This window comes from Roseateles asaccharophilus, assembly GCF_031458115.1.
Taxonomy (GTDB): Bacteria; Pseudomonadota; Gammaproteobacteria; order Burkholderiales; family Burkholderiaceae_C; genus Pelomonas; species Pelomonas asaccharophilus_A.
This window is the reverse complement of record NZ_JAVDXV010000003.1, coordinates 213,097-233,218: the sequence shown is the minus strand read 5'-3', so window position 1 is coordinate 233,218 and position 20,122 is coordinate 213,097. Positions and strand designations below refer to the sequence as shown.

16 protein-coding genes are annotated in these 20,122 nt (G+C 70.6%); 4 read left to right on the top strand and 12 right to left on the bottom strand.

Annotated features, from left to right (window positions below; translation table 11 throughout):
• Positions 1-5: 5 nt before the first annotated feature.
• On the bottom strand, positions 6-926 hold the full coding sequence (locus J2X21_RS09445; protein ID WP_310327700.1) for a DMT family transporter: 921 nt from the start codon (positions 924-926) through the stop codon (positions 6-8).
• Between the two features lie 73 nt (positions 927-999).
• On the opposite strand from J2X21_RS09445, the gene J2X21_RS09440 reads away from it, so the two are divergent.
• Entirely contained in the window at positions 1,000-2,433 is a 1,434-nt protein-coding gene (locus J2X21_RS09440; protein ID WP_310327698.1) for an aminotransferase-like domain-containing protein, read from the top strand.
• A gap of 156 nt (positions 2,434-2,589) precedes the next feature.
• Positions 2,590-3,168 carry a response regulator gene (locus J2X21_RS09435; RefSeq protein ID WP_310327695.1) on the top strand — a complete coding sequence of 193 codons (579 nt, stop codon included), beginning with the start codon at positions 2,590-2,592 and terminating at the stop codon, positions 3,166-3,168.
• Here J2X21_RS09435 and J2X21_RS09430 read toward each other — a convergent pair.
• The 11 genes from J2X21_RS09430 to J2X21_RS09380 form a co-directional block, all read right to left on the bottom strand.
• The gene (locus J2X21_RS09430; protein WP_310327692.1) at positions 3,165-3,542 is read right to left on the bottom strand and encodes a hypothetical protein; all 378 of its coding nucleotides are present in this window, start codon (positions 3,540-3,542) and stop codon (positions 3,165-3,167) included. The two genes, J2X21_RS09435 and J2X21_RS09430, sit on opposite strands and share 4 nt — an antisense overlap.
• A gap of 167 nt (positions 3,543-3,709) precedes the next feature.
• The gene (locus J2X21_RS09425) at positions 3,710-5,581 is read right to left on the bottom strand and encodes an ATP-binding cassette domain-containing protein (protein ID WP_310327689.1); all 1,872 of its coding nucleotides are present in this window, start codon (positions 5,579-5,581) and stop codon (positions 3,710-3,712) included.
• A 22-nt stretch (positions 5,582-5,603) separates the two neighbouring features.
• A complete protein-coding gene (locus J2X21_RS09420; RefSeq protein WP_310327687.1) occupies positions 5,604-6,470 on the bottom strand; it encodes an alpha/beta fold hydrolase in 867 nt (288 codons plus the stop codon).
• 48 nt (positions 6,471-6,518) lie between these two features.
• Positions 6,519-7,136: a TetR/AcrR family transcriptional regulator gene (locus J2X21_RS09415; RefSeq protein WP_310327685.1), complete on the bottom strand. Its 618-nt coding sequence runs from the start codon at positions 7,134-7,136 to the stop codon at positions 6,519-6,521.
• 33 nt (positions 7,137-7,169) lie between these two features.
• On the bottom strand, positions 7,170-7,994 hold the full coding sequence (gene fghA, locus J2X21_RS09410; RefSeq protein ID WP_310327682.1) for an S-formylglutathione hydrolase: 825 nt from the start codon (positions 7,992-7,994) through the stop codon (positions 7,170-7,172).
• 3 nt (positions 7,995-7,997) lie between these two features.
• Entirely contained in the window at positions 7,998-9,125 is a 1,128-nt protein-coding gene (locus J2X21_RS09405; protein WP_310327680.1) for a lactonase family protein, read from the bottom strand.
• Between the two features lie 433 nt (positions 9,126-9,558).
• Positions 9,559-10,659: an S-(hydroxymethyl)glutathione dehydrogenase/class III alcohol dehydrogenase gene (locus J2X21_RS09400; RefSeq protein ID WP_310328339.1), complete on the bottom strand. Its 1,101-nt coding sequence runs from the start codon at positions 10,657-10,659 to the stop codon at positions 9,559-9,561.
• A gap of 147 nt (positions 10,660-10,806) precedes the next feature.
• Positions 10,807-12,939 (bottom strand): FUSC family protein, encoded by a 2,133-nt coding sequence (locus J2X21_RS09395; protein ID WP_310327678.1) that lies wholly within the window; start codon positions 12,937-12,939, stop codon positions 10,807-10,809.
• Positions 12,936-15,347 (bottom strand): tetratricopeptide repeat protein, encoded by a 2,412-nt coding sequence (locus J2X21_RS09390; protein ID WP_310327676.1) that lies wholly within the window; start codon positions 15,345-15,347, stop codon positions 12,936-12,938. The genes J2X21_RS09395 and J2X21_RS09390 overlap by 4 nt, the downstream gene beginning before the upstream one ends.
• Positions 15,348-15,409: 62 nt before the next feature.
• The gene (locus J2X21_RS09385) at positions 15,410-16,372 is read right to left on the bottom strand and encodes a Bug family tripartite tricarboxylate transporter substrate binding protein (protein ID WP_310327674.1); all 963 of its coding nucleotides are present in this window, start codon (positions 16,370-16,372) and stop codon (positions 15,410-15,412) included.
• Complete coding sequence (locus tag J2X21_RS09380) at positions 16,369-16,893, bottom strand: MarR family winged helix-turn-helix transcriptional regulator (RefSeq protein WP_310327672.1); 525 nt, start codon at positions 16,891-16,893, stop codon at positions 16,369-16,371. The genes J2X21_RS09385 and J2X21_RS09380 overlap by 4 nt, the downstream gene beginning before the upstream one ends.
• 54 nt (positions 16,894-16,947) lie before the next feature.
• On the opposite strand from J2X21_RS09380, the gene J2X21_RS09375 reads away from it, so the two are divergent.
• Together J2X21_RS09375 and J2X21_RS09370 are read left to right on the top strand one after the other, a co-directional pair.
• Positions 16,948-18,162, top strand: coding sequence for a flavin-dependent oxidoreductase (locus tag J2X21_RS09375; protein ID WP_310327670.1), 1,215 nt, complete (start codon positions 16,948-16,950; stop codon positions 18,160-18,162).
• Between the two features lie 33 nt (positions 18,163-18,195).
• Positions 18,196-20,118: a hypothetical protein gene (locus J2X21_RS09370; protein ID WP_310327668.1), complete on the top strand. Its 1,923-nt coding sequence runs from the start codon at positions 18,196-18,198 to the stop codon at positions 20,116-20,118.
• Positions 20,119-20,122 lie beyond the last annotated feature (4 nt).

Below are 20,122 nucleotides of genomic sequence, written 5' to 3'. Positions count from 1 at the left end.
TCTCCTCAGTTCACCGGTTGCCGCTTGCCCACCCACACCACGCCCAGCACGGCGACGGCGAAGACGACCGTCATCGCGTCCAGCCGCTCGCCCAGCAAGGGCACGGCGAACAGCATGGACAGGAAGGGCTGCATCACCTGCACCTGGCTGACCCGCAGCGTGCCGCCCAGCGCCAGGCCGCGATACCAGGCGAAGAAGCCGATCCACATCGACACCAGCGACACATAGGCGAAGCCCCACCACGCCGACGCGGCGACCGGCTCGAGCGGCCGCGTCGCCACCGCCAGCGGCACGGTGACGGGCAGGCTGATGACCAGCACCCAGCAGATCACCTGCTCGGCGCTGAAGGCCTGTGACAGGCGCGCGCCACTGATGTAGCCCGCCGATGCGCAGACCACGGCACCCAGCAGCAAACCATCAGCCATCTCCACCCCGCCCGCGCCACGCCAGGCTGCGAAGCCCACCACCAGCGCCAACCCCGCCAGCGCACAGGCCCAGAACCCCAGGCTGGGCCGCTGTCGCAACGCCAGCGCCCCGATGACGGCCGTGGCCAGCGGCAGCACGCCGGACACGACCGACGCATGCACCGCATCCACATGCCGCACCGCAAAGCCCAGCAGCAGCGGCCAGCCGAACACCACGCCCGCGGCCGTGAAGGCCAGCAGCCCCCACTCGCGCCCGCGCGGCCGGCGTGCGCCGGTCAGCAGCAGGTAGGCCACCGACAGCAACCCCGCCACCGCCGCGCGCCCGAAGGCGACAAAGGCCGGGTCCAGCTGCGGCGCCGCGTCGCTGCCGCCGGCCAGCCGCGTCATCGGAATGCTCAGCGCGAACATCAGCACGCCAGCAACGCCCAGCAGCAGGCCGCGCGTCGCATCGGAGGCCGACGTGGTCGACAGCGTGGAGGAAGAGGTGGATAACCCTGACATGAGCCCAGTCTAGGCACAGCGAGCAATACAGCACCGGTACAGTCAGCCACTCAGACCACGAATCTGTATCGCCATGCCCACCGGTACACATCCCCCGCTGCTGCGCGGTGCCAGCCAACCGCTGGCCGACCAACTGGCCGAGCGCTATGCGCAGCGCATCCGCGAACGCCTGCTGCTGCCGGGCGCCCGCCTGCCGTCCGTGCGCGAATGCGCGCGCCAGCACGGCGTCAGCCCGCACACGGTCGTCGCGGCCTATGACCAGCTGCAGGCTGCCGGCCTGCTGGAGGCGCGCCGGCAGCGCGGCTTCTTCGTGCGCGAGTCACGTCCGGCCACCAGCGCGCGCAGCCCTCGGCCCGCCGGTGCGGTGCCGCGCCAGGCGCCCATGGACGCGACCGCGCTGATCCGCGGCATGTTCGAGGCCGACGCTGCGCGCTCGCCGGGCCTGGGCACGCTGCCGGCCGACTGGCTGGACCCGGCGCTGCTGCAGTCGGCGCTGCGCCGGCTGGGCGATGGCGACGGGCTGCAGGTCAGCTACGGCGACCCCAGCGGCGATGCGCGGCTGCGCGACGCGCTGTCGCACCGGCTGGCCGACCTGGGCATCCATGCGTCGCCCGCGCAGATCCTGACCACCAACGGCGCCACGCATGCGCTGGACCTGCTGATCCGCACGCAGCTGCAGCCCGGCGACGCGGTGCTGGTGGACGACCCCGGCTGGGCCATCATGTTCGCGCGGTTGACACAGGCCGGCATGCGGCTGCTGCCGGTGCCGCGCGGCGCCAACGGGCCTGACCTGGACGTGCTGGCCGCGCTGGCCGCGCAGCACGCACCGCGCGCCTACCTGACCGTCTCGGTGCTGCACAACCCCACCGGCCACAGCCTCAACCTGGCCGGCGCGCACAAGCTGCTGCGGCTGGCCGACGAGCTGGACTTCCACATCGTCGAGGACGACAGCTACGGCTTCCTCGCGCCCGAGCACCTGCCACGACTGGCCGCGCTGGACGGGCTGCGCCGCGTGACCTATGTGTCGGGCTTCTCCAAGGTGCTGACGCCGGCCTGGCGCGTGGGCTATCTGGCCGCCGCGCCGGAGAAGCTGACCGCGCTGACCGACATCAAGCTGCTGGACGGCCTGACCAGCTCGCCCGTGCTGGAGCGCGCCGTCGCGCTGTGCATGGAGCAGGGCCGGCTGCGCCGCCACGCGCAGCGGCTGCGCGAGCGGCTGGCACAGGGCCGGCAACGCGTGGCGGCGCTGGCGGCGCGCCAGGGCTTTGCGTGGGCCGCGCCGCCGGACGGCCTGTTCGGCTGGCTGGACGTGGGCGTGGACAGCGAGCGCCTGGCCCAGCCGCTGCTGGACGCCGGCTGGCTGACGGCGCCGGGCGCGCTGTTCAGCGCCACGCGGGCGCCAGGCTCGCTGATGCGCGTCAACATGGCGACGTCGCAGGATCCGGCGTTCTGGCGGGCGCTGCGCACCGCGGTGGACGAGCTGCGCGGTCGCGCCGCGGCTGCCTGACAGCGAAGGGATGCCCACCCTTTTCGGGAGCCTGTCAGGCAGCCAAAAACTTCTCACTCATCGCGGCGTTTGTCACAGGCAGCCTCTGTAGCGGACGGCAGAATGCGGGCCGCCCGGAAGCCGCGCTGCGGCGGCTCCTGAATACCGAACGATCCCGTGAAATTCCTCGTTGTAGACGCCCTGGCCGGCGTGCAGACCTTTGCGCGGCAACTGCTGCAAAGCCTGGGCCATCCCGCCGACAGCATCCTGTGCTGCGCCGACACCGACACGGCGCTGGCCCAGGGCCTGGTCTTCAAGCCGCAGTTCCTGATCACCGACTGGTTTGCCAAAGCAACGCTGACCGGCCCTCAGCTCTATCAGCGTTTGCGTGATGCGCAGCCTGGCCTGCACCTGGCGCTGCTGAGCTTCGACGTGACGCCCGAGCATGAGTTCGAGGCCGAGGCGCATGGCGCCCGCTTCCTGCTGAAGAAACCCTTCACCGCCGACCAGCTGAAGACGAAGATGACCCAGGCGCTGGAGGCGCTGGCCAAGCAGTCCACCAGCTCGCGCAAACCGGCGGCGCGCCCTGTGCTGCCCGTGCTGCCGCCGCAGCCGGTCATCAAGCCCGGTGACAAGGTCCGCTACCAAGGCGCCGTGCATGTGGCGCAGCATGTGGTGCACCGCCACGGCGAAACCGTCGTGCAGCTGAAAGGCCAGCCGGGCTTTGTGCCGCTGGAAAAGCTGCGACCGGCCTAGAAGGCCGCCACCAGGCCCATCAGCAGCGGATAGGGCAACGCCACCGTCGGGCGCAGTGCGCTCTTGAGGTACTGCAGCAGCAGGCCGGCGCCGCCGGGGCGGCTGGCGAGCCAGTCGCTGTGCAGCTGCATCGCCACACCCTCGCCCGACTTCAGCGCGGCCTCGACGACCAGCAGCCGGTCGCCCACGCGGCCCTGGAAGGTCTTCAGCACACCTTCCTGCAGCCACAGCAGCGCGATCAGGCACAGCGCCAGCGTGATGTCCGGCACCAGCAGGCAGGCCGCGAACGCGGCCAGCTTCACGCCCAAGGCCAGCGCCTCGTAGCGCTCGTGCTGGCTCTGCAGCGCCAGCCATTCGTGGTTCAAGGCATTCACGTCAATGCTCCATGGTCACCAGCCTGCGGGCCGAGCGCCGGGCCGCTCCCAAGCCGGCCCGTCTGGCGATGTGCTCGCGGCTTGATGCCGCGCGCATCGCCGTTCCCCTGGGGGACCGACCAGGCCTGTCCGCGTTCAGCGGCATAGGATTGGGGCGAGGGGCCCACTCATTTCGCTTCCAGCACTTCCCAGCGCTCCATCAGCTCCAGCAGTTCGGCGTCGATGTCGCCGGCCCGCTCGGTGACTTCGGCGATGCGCTTGGCGCCCTGCGTGTACAGCTCCGTGCCGTTGAGCAGCGCATTGAGCTGCACCTGCTCGGCCTCCAGCGCGGCGATCTGCTTGGGGATCTCATCCAGCTCGCGCTGTTCCTTGTAGCTGAGCTTGCGCTTGGTGGCGACGACGGGAGCCGGCTCCGGCGCGGGCGGCGTCGGCGCTGCCACCGAAGGCGCAGCCTTGGCCTGCAACGCGGCGGCGCGCTTGGACTGCGTCAGCCAGTCCTCCACGCTGCCCTCGTATTCGCGCCAGCGCGCATCGCCCTCGTAGACGATGGTGGACGTGACGACGTTGTCCAGGAAGCGCCGGTCGTGGCTGACGAGGAAGACCGTGCCGTCGTAGTCGGCCAGCAGTTCTTCCAGCAGCTCCAGCGTCTCGATGTCGAGGTCGTTGGTGGGTTCGTCCAGCACCAGCACGTTGGCCGGGCGCGCGAACAGGCGGGCGAGCAGCAGGCGGTTGCGCTCGCCGCCACTCAGCGTGCGCACCGGCGAGTTGGCCCGCGCCGGCGAGAACAGGAAGTCGCCGAGGTAGCTCTTCACGTGCTTCTTCTGCGTGCCGATCTCGATCCACTCCGAGCCGGGGCTGATGGTGTCGGCCAGCGTCGCATCCAGGTTCAGCGTGTCGCGCATCTGGTCGAAGTAGGCGACGGTCAGGCGCGAGCCCAGGCGCACCGTGCCGCTGTCGGGCGGCAGCTCGCCGAGGATCATCTTCAGCAGCGTGGTCTTGCCGGCGCCGTTGGGGCCGATCAGGCCCACCTTGTCGCCGCGCAGGATGGTGGACGTGAAGCCACGCACGATGGGCCGGTCGCCAAAGCTCTTGGACACGTCCTCCAGCTCCGCGACGATCTTGCCGCTGCTATGCCCGGTGTCGATGTCCAGCCTGACCTTGCCCTGCACGTCGCGGCGCGCCGCGTGCTGCAGGCGCATGGCCTCCAGCCGCTGGATGCGGGCCACGGAGCGCGTGCGGCGGGCTTCCACGCCCTTGCGGATCCAGATTTCCTCCTGCGCCAGCACCTTGTCGAAGCGCGCGTTGGCCAGCGCCTCGTTCTCCAGCTCGTAGGCCTTGGCGGCCTGGAAGGCGGCGAAGTTGCCGGGGTAGCCGCGCAGCTGGCCGCGGTCCAGCTCGACGATGCGGTTGGCCACGTTGTCCAGGAACTGGCGGTCGTGCGTGATCAGCAGCAGCGAGCCCTTGAAGTCGTTCAGCAGGCCTTCCAGCCAGGTGATGGCGTCCAGGTCCAGATGGTTGGTGGGCTCGTCCAGCAGCAGCACATCGGGCTGGGCCACCAGCGCGCGGCCCAGCGCCACGCGCTTCTTCAGGCCGCCGGACAGGCTGCCCACCAGGCGCGAGCCGTCCAGGCCCAGGCGGTGCAGCGTCTCGTCGACGCGCTGCTCCCAGTTCCACGCGCCGATGTGCTCGATGCGCTCCTGCACCCAGGCCAGGTCGTCGTTCTCGTCGTGGCGCTCGTAGCGCTCGCGCAGCGACTTGGCCTCGGCCACGCCCTCGCTGACGACGTCGAAAATGGTCGCGTCGCCGCGCAGTTCGGGCTCCTGCGGCACGTAGACGTTGGTGAGGCCCTGCTGTTGCTGCAGCAGGCCGTCGTCGAGCTTCTCGATGCCGGCGAGGATTTTCAGCAGCGAGGACTTGCCAGTGCCGTTGCGGCCGATGAGGCCGACGCGCTCGCCGGTTTCCAGCGCGAAGTTGGCGCCATCGAGGAGGGCGACATGCCCGAAAGCAAGGTGGGCGTTGGTGAGAGAAAGGACAGCCATGCCGGCATTGTCCCCTCCCGGTTCAAGCGAAGTGCGCGGCGACCTGCTGCATCACGGCCGGATCACTCAGCAAACGGCGATGGCCCAGCCCTTCTGTCACGTGCAGACGGCCGCTTGGCAGCCCGGCCAGCAGCGTCTCGCTGCCGGCGATGGGTGCCGTCACGTCGCCGCGGTCGTGCACGATCAGCGTGGGCTGCTCCACGCGCTCGGCCAGCCAGGCCGGCTCGAAATGGCCCAGCGACACACCCTCGCGCCGCTCGAAGCGCCCGCGCATGCCGGTGGCCAGGCTCTCAGGCGTGCCCATGGCCTGCGCAAACCACTGCAGGAACTGCATGGGCGGCGGCGCCAGCGCCACCAGGGCCACGCGCCGCACCGGTAGGCCGCGGGCCAGCGCATGCGACATCGCCAGCGCACCCAGCGAATGCGCGACGACGCCCTCCCACGGACCGAAGCGCGCCGTCACGGCGAACAACGCGCGCACCCACTGGAACAGGTTGCTGCGCCAGCCGCTGCTGCGGCCGTGCGCCGGCAGGTCCAGCAGCACCGGCTCAAAACCGGCCTGGGCCAGCGTGTCGGCCAGCGCGCGCATCTGCTGCGCGTCGCCCGCCCAGCCGTGGGTCAGCAGCACCTTGGGGCGGCCGGGTTCGAGGTCGCTGCGCTGCCACACGCTGACATGGCCTCCCTCGAAGGGCAGCTGCCGCTCCACCCAGGGCCGCGGCACGGCGCGCGAGCGGGCCAGCCATTTGGTGGGCATGGGCGTGAAGAACAGGCCCATCGCGATGCGCGTGCCCAGGTCGGGCGACACGCGGTGCACGCCGCGCAGCAGGGCCGCCACGCCGCGGGCGGCGGGCGAGGCGAAGAAGGCGGCGGCGGGGTTGTGAGTGTTCATGGCAGGCTCCATATTTCGCACGACCGTGCGATATGTTGGCAAAAAAATTCAGTGGGGTGTTCCGGGCGTCTTCGCGGAGGCCAGCAGGCGTTCCCAGGCCTTGAGGCCGCGCTCGTGCATGCGCGGGTCGTGCAGGAAGCGCGCATCGCGCAGCAGGCCGGCGGAGAGCGCGTCCAGCTCGAAGACGAATTGCTCGATGTCCAGGTCGGCCCGCAGGTGGCCGGCCTCGATGGCCTGCAGCACGGTACGGCGCAGTGCCGCGCGCAGCCGCATGACGCCGTCGATCAGTTGGTCGCGCACGGCGCCTTCGCGGTCGTCGTACTCGAAGGCGCCGGCCGTGTAGAGACAGGAAAGCGCGCGGTCGGTCGTCGTGGCGCGGGCCACCCAACGGCGCATGATGGCGTCCAGCCGCGGCAGGCCGCGCGGCTCCTTCATCGCGGGCACGAAGATGGCCTGCATGAAGCGCCGGTCGTACTCCAGGATGACGGCCAGCTGCAATTGCTCGCGCGAGCCGACGCGGGAGAACACGCCGCTCTTGGAAAGCCCCAGCCGCTTGGCCACCTCGCCGATGGACAGGCTCTCCAGCCCCTCGGCGGCGGCCATGGCGAGCGCGGTGTCGACGATGGCGGCCAGCGTGGTCTCGGCGCGCTCGGTGCGGGTTTCCATGGCCGCAAATTTAGCACGACCGTGCGAAGTCAATCAAGCCAGGCCTGAAGCGTGATGGCGGAGGTGGTCGTCGATGAAGCTGGCGATGAAGTAGTAGCCGTGGTCGTAGCCGGCATGGCGGCGGACGTTCAGCGGCTGGGCCACGGCATCACAGGCGGCCTCGAAGGCCTCGGGGTGCAACTGCTCAGCGAGGAACTTGTCGGCTAGCCCCTGGTCGATGAGGATGCCTTGTGGGTAGGGTGCCGCCGCCTGCGCCCGCATCAACTCGGTCGCGTCGTGCGCGGCCCAGGCGCTCCTGTCGTCGCCCAGGTAGCCGCTGAACGCCTTCTGGCCCCAGGGGCATTGCATGGGCGCGGCAATGGGCGCGAACGCCGACAGCGACTGGAAGCGGCCCGGGTGGCGCAGCGCCAGCGTCAGCGCGCCGTGGCCGCCCATGGAGTGGCCGAACAGGCCCACCTTCGCCAGGCCGTTGTCGCGCTGCACCTGCGGGATCAGTTCGTTCAGCAACCAGCTTTCCATGCGCCAGTGCCTGGCCCAGGGCTCGCGCGTCGCGTCCAGATAGAAGCCGGCGCCGACGCCGAAGTCCCAGGCGTCCGCCTCGCCGGGCACGTTGGCGCCGCGCGGGCTGGTGTCGGGCATCAGCAGCGCCAGGCCCAGTTCGCTGGCCAGCCGCTGCGCGCCGGCCTTCATCGTGAAAGTCTCCTCGGTGCAGGTCAGGCCGGCGAGGAAGACCAGCAGCGCCTTGGGCTCGGGCGGCAGGTAGAGCGCGAAGCGCATGGGCAGGCCGATCTCGGCCGAGTCGTGCTGCAGGAAGCGCTGGACGCCATTGAAGGCGCGGTGTTCGCTGAGAGTTTTCATGGTTCAGCGCCGCAGGAAGCGGACGTGTTTGGGTCGATCGATGGGCAGTGGCTGGCCGGTGGCGGACAAGGTGCCACGCTCCGCGTCGATGCGGAAGACCGTGACATTGCCGCCGTTCTGGTTGGCCGCCACGAGGAAGCGGCCGCCGGGCACGAGGCCGAAGCTGCGCGGCGTGCGCCCGCCGCTGGGCGTGGCGCCCACGAAGCGCAGCGAACCGTCCTGCGCATCGATGGCGAACACCGAAATGCTGTCGTGGCCGCGGTTGGACACGTACAGGAAGCGGCCGCTCTCGTGGACCAGGATCTCGGCCGCGGTGTTGCCGTCGGCACTGGCGGAGGGAGGCAGGCCGGAGACCGTCTGAAAGAGATCCAGCGCGCCGCTCTCGCCATCCACGCGGTAGGCGGCCACGCGGGACGTCAGCTCCAGCGCGACGTAGGCGTGGCGCCCGTTCGGGTGGAAGGCCAGGTGACGTGGGCCGCCGCCGGCCTCGGTGGCGGCGAAGGCGGGCACGTTGGGCGAGAGGCGGCCGCTCGCGGCGTCCAGCCGGTAGATCATGACCTTGTCGATGCCGAGATCGGGCACGTAGGCGCGCGTCTGCGTCGGGTCCGGGTAGATCGCGTGCGGGTGGGGAGCTTCCTGGCGCTGCGCGTTGACGCTGCGCCCCTCGTGCCGAAGACTGGAAACCGCCGGCCCCAGGCTGCCATCGTCCTGGATGGGATAGGACACGACGTTGCCGCCGCCGTAGTTGGCCAGCAGCAGCACGCGCCCGCTGGCATCGATGGACACATGGCAAGGGCCGCCACCGCCCGAGGGCCGGGTGTTGATCAGCATCAGGCTGCCATCACCCTGCACGGCGAAGGCGGCAACTTCTTCCTTCCAGCTCCCGTCAGCGGCGCGGCTGCCGGCCACCGAGTACACCAGCGGCTTGCTTGCGTGCACGGCCAGGAAGCCCGGGTTGCCGATCGCGGCCGCCAGCCGCGGCGGCGACAGCGCGCCGGTTGCCTCGTCCAGCGTGGAGACGTAGATGCCCTTGCTGTCGCCGCCGGTGTCGGTGCCGACGTACACCAGTGTTTCGGCGGCGATGGCGAAGGGCATGAGGGTGGTGAGCAGGGCCAGGGACAGTCGTTTCATGAGGTGGGTTGGTGGCCGCTTTCCGGCATTGGACCTTAGGGCGTGGGTGCTTTGCGAAAAGCCTTTTGACTCGCCCCCATGCTGCCGGGAGTTCTGCCCGGCGGCGGTGTTGACACTCAACCTACGCACACGGCACGTCGCCCGAGCGACGTTGCATTGCCTGGTGAGCCCGGCGTGCGGCCGGCGTTAACCGGCGTGAAGGGGCAATGGATGGCGCTCGTCACAGGGACAGCCGCGAGAGCGCAGCGGGTCGCGTCTTCCCGGACTGAGAGCGCATGTTTTCGCGCGCCGCTCTTGGCGCCGGCGCGATGGGGTGCGGTTCAGCGCCTCTTCTTTGGTGACTTTCTTCTGGCGCCGCAGAAGAAAGTTACCCGGCCGCCGGGACGGACTCCCGGCAATGCAACGATGAGCCGCGACTCTCAACAAACCAAGCTCAGAACTCCACAACCGAGCGGATGCTCTCCCCTCGCCGCATCAGCTCGAAGCCCTCGTTGATGTCTTCCAGCTTCAGCTTGTGCGTGATCAGCTCGTCGATGTTGAGCTTGCCGTCCATGTACCAGTCGACGATCTTGGGCACATCGGTCCGCCCACGTGCACCACCGAACGCAGACCCCTCCCAATGCCGACCGGTGACCAGCTGGAACGGTCGCGTCGAGATCTCCGCGCCTGCCGGCGCCACGCCGATGATGATGCTGCGGCCCCAGCCTTTGTGCGTGCACTCCAGCGCCTGGCGCATCAGCTGCACATTGCCCACGCATTCGAACGAGTAGTCGGCGCCGCCGTCGGTCAGTTGCACGAGGTGGTCAACGAGGTTGCCAACGTCCTTGGGGTTCACGAAGTCGGTCATGCCGAACTTGCGCGCCATCGCCTCGCGGCCCGGATTGATGTCCACGCCGATGATCTTGTTGGCGCCCACCATCTTGGCGCCCTGGATGACGTTCAGGCCGATGCCGCCCAGGCCGAAGACGACGACGTTCGCGCCCGCCTCCACCTTGGCCGTGAACAGCACGGCGCCTACGCCGGTCGTCACGCCGCAGCCGATGTAGCAGACCTTATCGAACGGCGCGTCGGGCCGGATCTTGGCCAGCGCGATGCCGGGCACGACGATGTGGTTGGAGAAGGTGCTGGTGCCCATGTAATGGAAGATGGGCTCCCCGTTCAGCGAGAAGCGCGACGTGCCGTTGGGCATCAGGCCCTTGCCCTGTGTCGCGCGGATGGACTGGCACAGGTTGGTCTTGCGGCTCAGGCAGAACTTGCACTCGCGGCACTCGGGCGTGTAGAGCGGGATCACGTGGTCGCCCTTCTTGAGCCACGGCACCTTGCTCTCCAGCACGACGCCCGCGCCCTCATGGCCCAGCACGGCCGGGAACAGGCCCTCGGGGTCGGCGCCGGACAGCGTGAAGTCGTCGGTGTGGCAGATGCCGGTGGCCTTGACCTCGACGAGGACCTCGCCGTCCTTGGGGCCTTCCAGGTCCAGCGTCTCGATGGTCAGCGGGGCGCCGGCCTTCCAGGCAACGGCGGCTCGGGTTTGGATGGGCATTGCATTTCTCCTTGGTGCTGTACGAATTTAACCGCGGGGCGAGCGCCGGGCCGCCCCAAGCCGGCCCGCGGGCGATGTGCTCGTGGCTCAACGCCGCGAGCATCGCCGTCCCCTCGGGGGACCGACCAGGCTCGACCGCGTTCAGCGCGGCGAGACTGGGCGAGGGGTCGACATCTGGTCAAGGGCGGCGACGAATTCGCGCGCCTCGTGACGGGCCAGCCGCAATCGTCGCAGCAGCCACGGCGTCAAGTCTTGCTGGCCCAGGTGCTCGGGCCAGGCGCCGGCATCGCCGTCGGGAATGTCGGCCGGGTCGGTGCCGGTCATGGGCGCGCCGTTCAGCACGTCCACGCAGGCGGTGCGGGCCAGCGGCAGCGCGGTCTGGGCCCGGGATTCATCGAGCCGGTCGGCGCGGCGCTGTACCTGGTGCTGCACGGCGCCCAGCAGCGCCATCAGCCGGTAGCCATGGCTCAGCGCGGACTCGATCTCGGCCTCGGGCAGCCGCACGCTCTCGGGCTCCACGCGCGTGCGCTGCGCGGCGGCCGCCAGCGCGGCCAGCGCTGTGTAGGCCTGCTGGCGCGAGGCGCGCTGGGCCAGCTGCGCGTCGGCGCTGGGCCGCCACTGCAGCATGTTGCCCGCATGCCGGGCCAGCGCGCCGCGCAGCTGCTCGGCCAGGCGCGGCACGGCGGCGCGTTCCCAGCTGGGCAGCACGAAGCTGAACAGCCAGGCCAGGCCTGCGCCGATGACGGTGTCGGCCAGGCGCTCACCGATGAACGGGTGGCTGGTGGGGTCCAGCATCAGCGGCTGCAGCAGCGCCATCAGCGTCGCGGCCGTGGCGGCCACCCGGTAGCGGCGGTTCACGTACGCATGCGCGGTGCCCACCGCGGCGATGAAGATGATGCTGAGCGCCGGCACCCACTCCACATGCGCCAGCAGCATCACCAGCACGCAGCCCTGCACGGTGCCGATGATGCGTTCGTTGCGGCGCGACAGCGTCTGCTCCAGGTTGCCGCGCAGCACCACGGCCACGCTGAGCATCAGCCAGAACGGGTGTGCCGCCCAGGGCAACATCGCGCCCAGCCAGTAGGCAAACGACAGCGCCAGCGCCGAGCGCAGCGCATGGCGCATCACGTTGGACTGCAGGTTCAGGTGGGCCTTCAGCGCCGTCAGCGGCCAGCCCTCGGGCGATACGAAGGGGGCCAGCTTCTCGGGCGTCCAGGGGCTGTCCACATCGTCAAGCCGGGCCTGGCGGGCCACCATCGCGGCCACGTCGTCCATCATGTGACCCAGCCGCGACTGCAGCGCCGACACGAGATGACTGCGCGAATCGCCCGGCGGCGCGCTGACGTCGGCCAGCCGTGCGGCCAGCGCTGCGCGCCAGGCATCGACGGACACCTCGGGCAGCGGCCGGTCGAAGGCGATGGCGTCGGCCAGCCCGGCCAGCGCGACGGCCAGCTGGCGCAGCGTGTCGGCCAGCGCCGAGCGCCATTGCCGGCCGGGGAAGTCCTGGCCCAGCAGCTCGGTGTCCAGCCGGCTGGCCAGCAGCAGGTCGCGCACCTCGATGAGGCCCAGCACGAGGTCGGTCTGGCGGCGGCTGCGCGGCGACGGGCGCGCGGCGAACACCTGGTCGCGCGCGGCCTGCAGCGCGTCGGCCAGCAGCACGTCGTCGGCGATGGACGCGCGGATTCGCGCCTGCTCGCCACCCACCGCGCCGGCAATGCGTTCTGCGCGCGAGCGCACGCGCTGTTCGGTCGCGCGCAGCGCCTGCACCAGCGCCAGCTCGCGCAGCCGGTGGCGCAGCACCACAGCCGCGCCGCGCGCCCACAGCGCGTAGACGCAGCCGCCCACGGTCACCCAGGCGGCATGCAGCCACGGCGACGTGCTGCCGGCCGTGCGGTCCCAGGCCATCGCGAACACCATCGCCAGCACCGGCGCGAACGACAGCGGCCCGGCGCGCAGGCCCCAGGCCAACGTCATCAGCGACAGGAAGCCGACGACGGCGACCAGCGCCACCGTGGTCGCCAACGAATGGTGCGTCAGGCCCACCAGCAGCGTCACCGCGCCCGATGCCAACGCGGCCGGCAGCACGCGCTTGAACACGCGCTGCGGCGGGTTGGGCACGTCGGTCAGGCTGGCGCAGACAGCGCCGCCCACGGCCGCCAGGCCAGCCGTCTCGCCAAAGGCCAGACCCACACCGATGTGGGTGGCCGCCACGCCCAGCGCGACGCTGAGGCCGTTCAGGTGGGCCGCCTCCAGGCGCTTGAGCAGGGCCGTCACTTGATCAGCAGCTCCATCACGCGGCGCTCGCTGGCGGGCAGTTCATGCACCGACTGCCAGCTGGACTTGATCGGGCGGTAGACATAGCGCGGCGGCGCCGCGCTGGCCATGCGCTGCTTCAGCGGCGCCAGCGTGGCGGCCGCGGCCTCCGGCTGGCCCTGTTTCTGCAGCGCGACCGCGCGCACGATGGTGGCCAGGTCGGACCAGTTGCCCAGCGCCAGCGCGTCGTCGGCGGTCCGCTGCGCGGTGGCGGCATCGCCGTCAACAAGGGCCAGCCAGGCCTGCAGCGCCAGCGTGTCGGGGTCGCGTGGGTCCAGCAGCAGGGCGGCCTTGACCTGCTCGCGTGCCGGCGCGGTGCGGCCGGCGAGCAGCAGGTCCAGCGCATAGCTGCGGCGCAGCGGCAGCAGGCCCGTGCGCAGGCGCAGCACCGCGTCGTACTGCGTGAAGGCCTGATCCCAGCGGCCGGCCAGCGCCAGCGTGGCGGCCCGGCCCCACAAGGCCTCGGGCTGGTCGCCCTGGTAGGCCAGCACGGCGTCGTACGCAGCGAGCGCTTCCGTCACATTGCCAAGCCGGCGGTGATGGTCCGCCAGCGCCAGGTTCACGCGGAAGGCGTCCTCACCCTTCAGCGCCGGCAGCGCGCGGGCCAGCGCGGGAACGACCTCGGCGGCCAGCGGTGCACCGCCATGCCACAACGCATCGGCCGCGCTCACATGCAGCTGACCGCTGCGCGGATGGCGGGCCAGCGCACGCGCCGACAGCTCGCGCGCCGCGTTGCCCTCCAGCGCCAGCGCGTACAGCCGCGCGTTCAGCGCGCTCTCGTCGCCGGGAGCCAGCGCCAGCGCGCGTTCGAACAGCGGCGTGGCATCCGTCAGCTTGCCGTCTTCCAGCTTCTGGTTGCCGGCGTTGACCAGCGCGATGGGCAGGCTGGCCCGCGTGTCGCGCAGCGCGAAGTAGCGCTTCACCAGCGCGCGCAGCGCCGGATCCATCTGCACGAGCCGCTCGCGCACGATCTCGCGGCCATCGAACGCGTCGCGTCTCGGGGACATCTCGGCGTTGGCGCCCTCGGCGAAGTACTCCCACACCGAGCCGCCCGCGTAGCGCGACAGGAAGCCGTTGCGCGTCTTCGCGTCGCGCGCCTTGGCCTTCTGGTACAGCGCCTCGATCTCGCGCGACTGGTTGGCCGTCAGCACGCCGTGCACCTGGTGCGTCAGCTCGTGCAGCACGGTGTTGTATTTGTCGAAGATGTTGCGCTCCACGTCCTCGATGCCGGTGACGGTGAAGTGGCCGCCCATGCCGCGCACGTCGTCCCACAGCCGCGAGTCGTAGTCGATGCGCGCATCCTTCAGCGCATGGGCCTGCGGCGTCTCGGACAGCCGCATCCACATCGGCTTGATGAAGTGCGTCGCGCCGCCTTCCAGCAACACCGGGATGAAGGCCTTCCAAGGCGCAACGGACAAAGCCACGCGCTTCTGGTGGCGCGGCGACAAGTCCTTCCAGTTCAGCACATAGCGCTCGATACCCGGCACCACCGGCATCGGCGTGGCGGCGAACCGGCGTTCGTAGTCGGCGCGGTGCACGTCGATGGCAAAGCGCTGCGATTCCAGCGCCTTGGCGGCGATGGCATGCGCGCGGCCCAGCTGCGGGCAGCGCTGCAGCACGGCCAGGCTGATCGCCAGCGCGTCATCGAAGCGGCCCTGCTCGAACGCGTCGGACGCACGCCGCACATCGGCCAGCAGCACCGGGAACTGGTCGCCCAGGCGGGCGGCGAGCTGCGTGTAGTTCTCGCGCACATAGCCGTTGCCCAGCAGGTAGTGGCCGGCCTCATGGTGCGGGTTCAAGGCGACGGCTTCTTCGGCTGCGGTGGTCGCATCCGCAGCGCGACCCAGGCGCACCAGCGTGTCGGCCAGCGCCACCAGGCCATCGGCCGTGCGCTGGGCGGCCAGGCTGCGCTCCAGCAGCTGCAACGATGTGTCGAACTCGCGCAGCTGGTAGTGAAGCTGGCCCAGGCCGCGCAGCGCCTCGGCCTGCTCGGCCGGCCGCGTGGCCTTGCGCAGCGCGCGCTCGAAGCATTGCCGGGCGCGCTCGAAGTCGCGCCGGTCCAGCGCCAGCCGGCCGGCGGCCAGCAGGTCCACTGCGTCGACCTGCACGTCGACCAGCACCTGGTGCGTGCGGCGGTCAATGGCGGCACCGTCGTCGCGGGCGAACAGCCATTGGTAGATGACGGTGCGCTCGGACGCTGCCGGACGCTCGGCGCGCAGCAGCGCATCCAGCTCGGGTCGTGCGTCGGCGTAGCGCTGCTCGGTCAGCAGCGCGTGCAGGCGCACGGTGTCGGTGGCCGCTTGCGCGGCACCGGGATGAGAGAGAGTCAGGCAGACAGCAAAGGCAACGGCCAGGCGGCGCCAGGGCATGGGGGCAGCTCCTTCAATGGAGCGGCAATGCTAGGGCCTGCTCCCCGTAGCGCGAACAGGCCCTAATCGTCCGACGAGAAGCCCGAGGCCTTGACGACCGGTCCCCAGTACTCGCGCTCGGCCGCCAGCCGCTTCGTGTAGTCCGCCGAGCCCAGGCTCAGCGGCTCGAACCCCAGCTTGGCCAGCGCCTCGATGACGGCCGGTTCGCGCACCGCCGCGCGGGCGATGTCGGCCAGCTTGTCGACCGCGGCCTGCGGCGTCCTGGCCGGCAGGAACAGGCCGTAGCTCTCCACGCCCACGATGCCCTTGAAGCCCTGCTCCTCGAACGTGGGCACGTCGGGCGCGAAGCGCGAGCGGGCCTTGTCCGTCACGCCCAGCAGCCGCACGCGGCCGGAGGCCAGGTGCGGCAGGAAGTCGCCGATGGAGAAGCAGCCGGACGCGATCTGGCCGCCCATCAGGTCCTGCATGCCGGGTGCCGCTCCGCGGTAGGGCGCGTGCGTCAGCTTCAGGCCAGCCGCATGCTCGAACTGGTTGCCCAGGAAGTGCGGCATCGCGCCGGCGGCCGGCGATGCGTAGGCGGCCTTGTCGGGATTGGCCTTGAGCCAGTCGGCCAGCTGGGCTAGCGTCTTCACGGTGCCCGGCACCATCGGGCCCACGCCGAAGCCGCAGGTGGACAAGGCCAGCGGTGCCACCGGGATGAAGTCGGCCGCCGGGTTGTAGGCCAGCTTGCGATAGGCGTGCGGGTAGATGGTGAACATGGACGACGGGCTCAGCAGCAACGTCTGCCCGTCGGGTGCTGAGTCCTTCAACGCCGCGATGGCGATGCGGCCGCCGGCACCCACCTTCTGCTCGACGAGCACCGTCTCGGCCTGCTTGCCGCGCGCGAAGTCGGCGAAGCGGCGGGCCGTGGTGTCCACCGAACCACCGGCCGGGAAGCCGACCAGGATGCGCGGTGGCTGGCCTTGCGCGCGAGCGGCGAACGGTGCGGCCGCGAGCGCGGCAAGGATGTGGCGTCGGTCCATCATGGTTTCTGTCTCCTTGGCTTGTTGTCGGGGGCGGTGTTCTGTGCGGTGGCGACCCAGGCCAGGCGCTCCAGCCCGGCCTTCAATGCAGCGCCCTGCTCGCCCAACGCGGCCAGCAGGGCGCGGTCGTGCTCGGCGACGGCGGCCTCCAGTTTCGCAAGACGGCGCTTGCCGGCGGCGGTGAGGTACAGGCCCCAGGCGCGCGCGTCGTCGGGCGCGTCGCGGCGCTCGGCCCAGCCTTGCGCGGTGAGCCAGTCGGTCAGGCGCAGCGCGCCGCTGCGGTGCAGGCCCATGGCCTGGCCCAGCAGGCCTTGCCGCATGCCGGGGTTGCGGGCGATCAGCACCAGCGCTGCAAAGCGCTGCGGGCTGACGTCCCACTCGGCGGTGGCGCGGTAGAAGTCCAGGTACAGCGCGTTCTGCGCGCGGCGCAGCGCATAGCCCAGCAGCCCGTCCAGCGCGCCGTAGTCCACGCCGGGCACGGGCAGCATCAGGCCTTCGGGATCGGGGCTGTCGGTCTTGGTCACGTCTACAGGTTAGTTTTAGTTGCACAGTGCAACCATCTCGCTTACCCTAAAGCCATGAAAGTGCTCATCGCAGGCGGCGGCATCGGCGGGTTGACGGCAGCGTTGGCGCTGCACGCGCGGGGCCATGAGGTCACCGTACTGGAGGCCGTTCGCGAGCCCAAACCCCTGGGCGTGGGCATCAACCTGCTGCCGCATGCGGTGGGCGTGCTGGACGAGTTGGGCCTGCTGCCCGCGCTGCGCGGCATGGCCGTGGAGACTTCGGCGTTGGTGTTCGCCAACAAGCACGGCCAGGCCATCCACCGCGACGCGCGCGGCGTCTACGGCGGCTACAGCCACCCGCAGTTCAGCGTGCACCGTGGCGAGTTGCAGATGATGTTGTGGCGCGTGGCCGGCGCGAAGTTGACCGTGCTGAGCGGCCAGCGCGTGGTGGGCGTGCGCGACGGCAACGTGGCGCTCATTGAAACCGCCGATGGCCCGCGCGAGCAGGCGGCGGACCTCATCGTCGGCGCCGACGGCATGCACTCCGCGCTGCGCAAGCGCCTGGCACCCGACGAAGGCCCGCCCTGCTGGCGCGGCGTGATGATGTGGCGCGGCACGACCTGGGCGCCGCCCTTTCTTGATGGCCGCACGATGGTGCAGGCCGGCCACAGCCGCGCCAAATTCGTCGTCTACCCGATCAGCACGCCGCGCGCGGACGGCCTGCAGCTCATCAACTGGATCGCCGACCGCCGCATGCGCGAGCCCGTACCGGGCCTGACCGCACCCGATCGCGCCGACTGGAGCCGGCCGGGCCAGCTGGGCGACCTGCTGCCCACCTTCGGCAGCTGGCGCTTCGACTGGCTGGATGTGCCGGGCCTCATCACGCGCGCCGAGCAGATGCTGGAGTGGCCCATGGTGGACCGCGACCCGCTGCCGCGCTGGCGGCTGGGCCCGTCCACGCTGCTGGGCGACGCGGCCCACCCCATGGTGCCCATCGGCTCCAACGGCGCGACGCAGGCCATCATGGACGCGCAGGCGCTGGCCGGCGCGCTGGCCGATCACGCCGACCTTGACGACGCGCTGGCCGCCTACGAGGACGAACGCGGGCCGCTGTGCGCCCGCATCGTCGAGATGAACCGCAAGGAAGGCCTGGACGCCATCCTGGACCGCGTGGAGGCGCTGGCGCCGGACGGCTTCGCGCGGCTCGCCGACGTCATGGACCCCGCCGAGGTGGCGGCGGAGATCAACGCCTACAAGGCCGCCGCCGGCCACCGTACTCGCCCGGCTTGATCGCACCCGGCGCGGCGACGATCATCCGCGGCCATGCCCTCCCAACCGCTAGGCCGTTCGCAGCCGCCGCACGAACGCCACCCGGTCGCCTGGTACCAGCCCGACGTGCTGTGGACCGCCGCGCGCCAGGTGCTGTCCTCGCTGGACCAGCTGCGCAACCGCGACGGCCGCGAGAGCCAGCCCACGCCGATGAAGGTCATAGACCGCAGCCGGCCCGAGGCGGAAGGCGCTCACGCGGGCGAATGCTGGTTCGACTTCATCGCCGACACCGGCGACGGTGGCAACGCCTGCTACGCCGTCGCCAGCGCGGCGCTGAAGAACGAGCTGGTGCTGGAGGGGCAGGTCTTGCCGCGCGGCCAGCTGCTGCTGTTCGGCGGCGATCTGGCCTACCCGGCCGCCAGCACGCACGACTACCGCTACCGCTTCGTCGAGATGTTCGAGGCAGTGCACAACAGCTACGAGCCGAGCTGCGTGCGCGGCCGGCGCCTGACGCTGGCCGCCATTCCGCAGAACCACGACTGGATGGACTCGGCATCCACCTTCAGCCGCTATTTCACGCGCGGCAAGGACTCCGCGCCGCTTCTGGGCGCCAAGATCCCGCAGAGACAGACCTACTTCTGCGTGAAGCTGCCGCAGGGCTGGTGGGCGCTGGGGCTGGACTTCGCGCTGGACCACGACATCGACCGCGACCAGTACGAGCAGTTCGAGGCGCTGCTGAGCGAGAAGGGCCTGACGACCGATGGCCACACGCATCACATCACGGCCGAGGACCGCGTCGTCCTCATCTACCCCGAGCCCTACTGGACGCGGCCCATCGGCGATAACGCCGACCCCAGCCACCCCAAGCGCTACCAGAAGCTGGAAGGCCTGCTGCGCGCCCGCGTGAAGCTGCGGCTGGCCGGCGACCTGCACCACTACCTGCGCTGGGACTCGGTGAACTGGGGCCGGCTCGTCGTCTGCGGCACCGGCGGTGCGTTCACGCACCCCACGCACACCAAGCCCACCACGCGGCCGGTGCGGCTGCAGGAGTTCGACACGAGCGACTGCATCCCGCCCGAGCCGCCCACGTCGCGGCCCGCGCTGCGCATCGGGCTGACGGCGAAGCAGGACGAGGAAGGCTGCGTCTTCGAGCGCGTGGAAGCCACGGCCTACCCGGCCAAGGCGGCCTCCGAGGGCGGCTGCGTGAGCAACCTGCTGGCGCTGTTCCGCCGCGACCCCAGCGGCCGCGGCGGCAACGCCTGGTTCGCCGTGCTGCTGGGCGCGCTGTACTGGTTCAACGCCTACCTGAACTCCATGCCCTTCGTCGCGTCATTCGAAGACGATGGCTTCCAGCCGCTGTGGCGCTTCGGCATGGACGACTATGGGCATGTCCTCGCGCTGTGGCTGAAGGCCATGGTGTTCAGCCCGCTGGGCTTCCTGATCAATGTGCTGATGGCCGTGGGCTGTATCGCCATGGGCCGCGAGACGGTCGGCGAACTGCCGCCCACCGTGGGCCCGATCTGCCGCGCGCTCATCATGTGGGGCATGGGCCTGCTGCATGCGCTGGTGCACGTGCTGGCCATCTACAGCCTGGAGTTCGGGGGACACCAGCTCATCCACGAGCTGGGCTGGTTCGACCCCAGGTCGACGGGCGGCCTGATCTGGCATTCCGTCGGTGTCGGCGTGCTGATGTTCAGCACCGGCGGCCTGGTGGGCGCCTTCATCTTCGGCACCTACCTGGCGGCCATGTCAGGGCTCGGCTACCTGACCAACAACGGCTACTCGGCGCTGGACGGCCAGGACCACAAGGGCTTTCTGCGCTTTCGCATCGACGCGAAGGGCGGGCTGACGGCGTGGTTCATCGCGCTGGACAAGGTGCCACGGCGGTGGAAGCGCAACGCGGGTCCGGGGCCGGTGTGGGTGGCGGACGATGCCGAGGCGTCGGCACCGCGGGTGCGCGACCGCTTCGAGCTGTGATCCG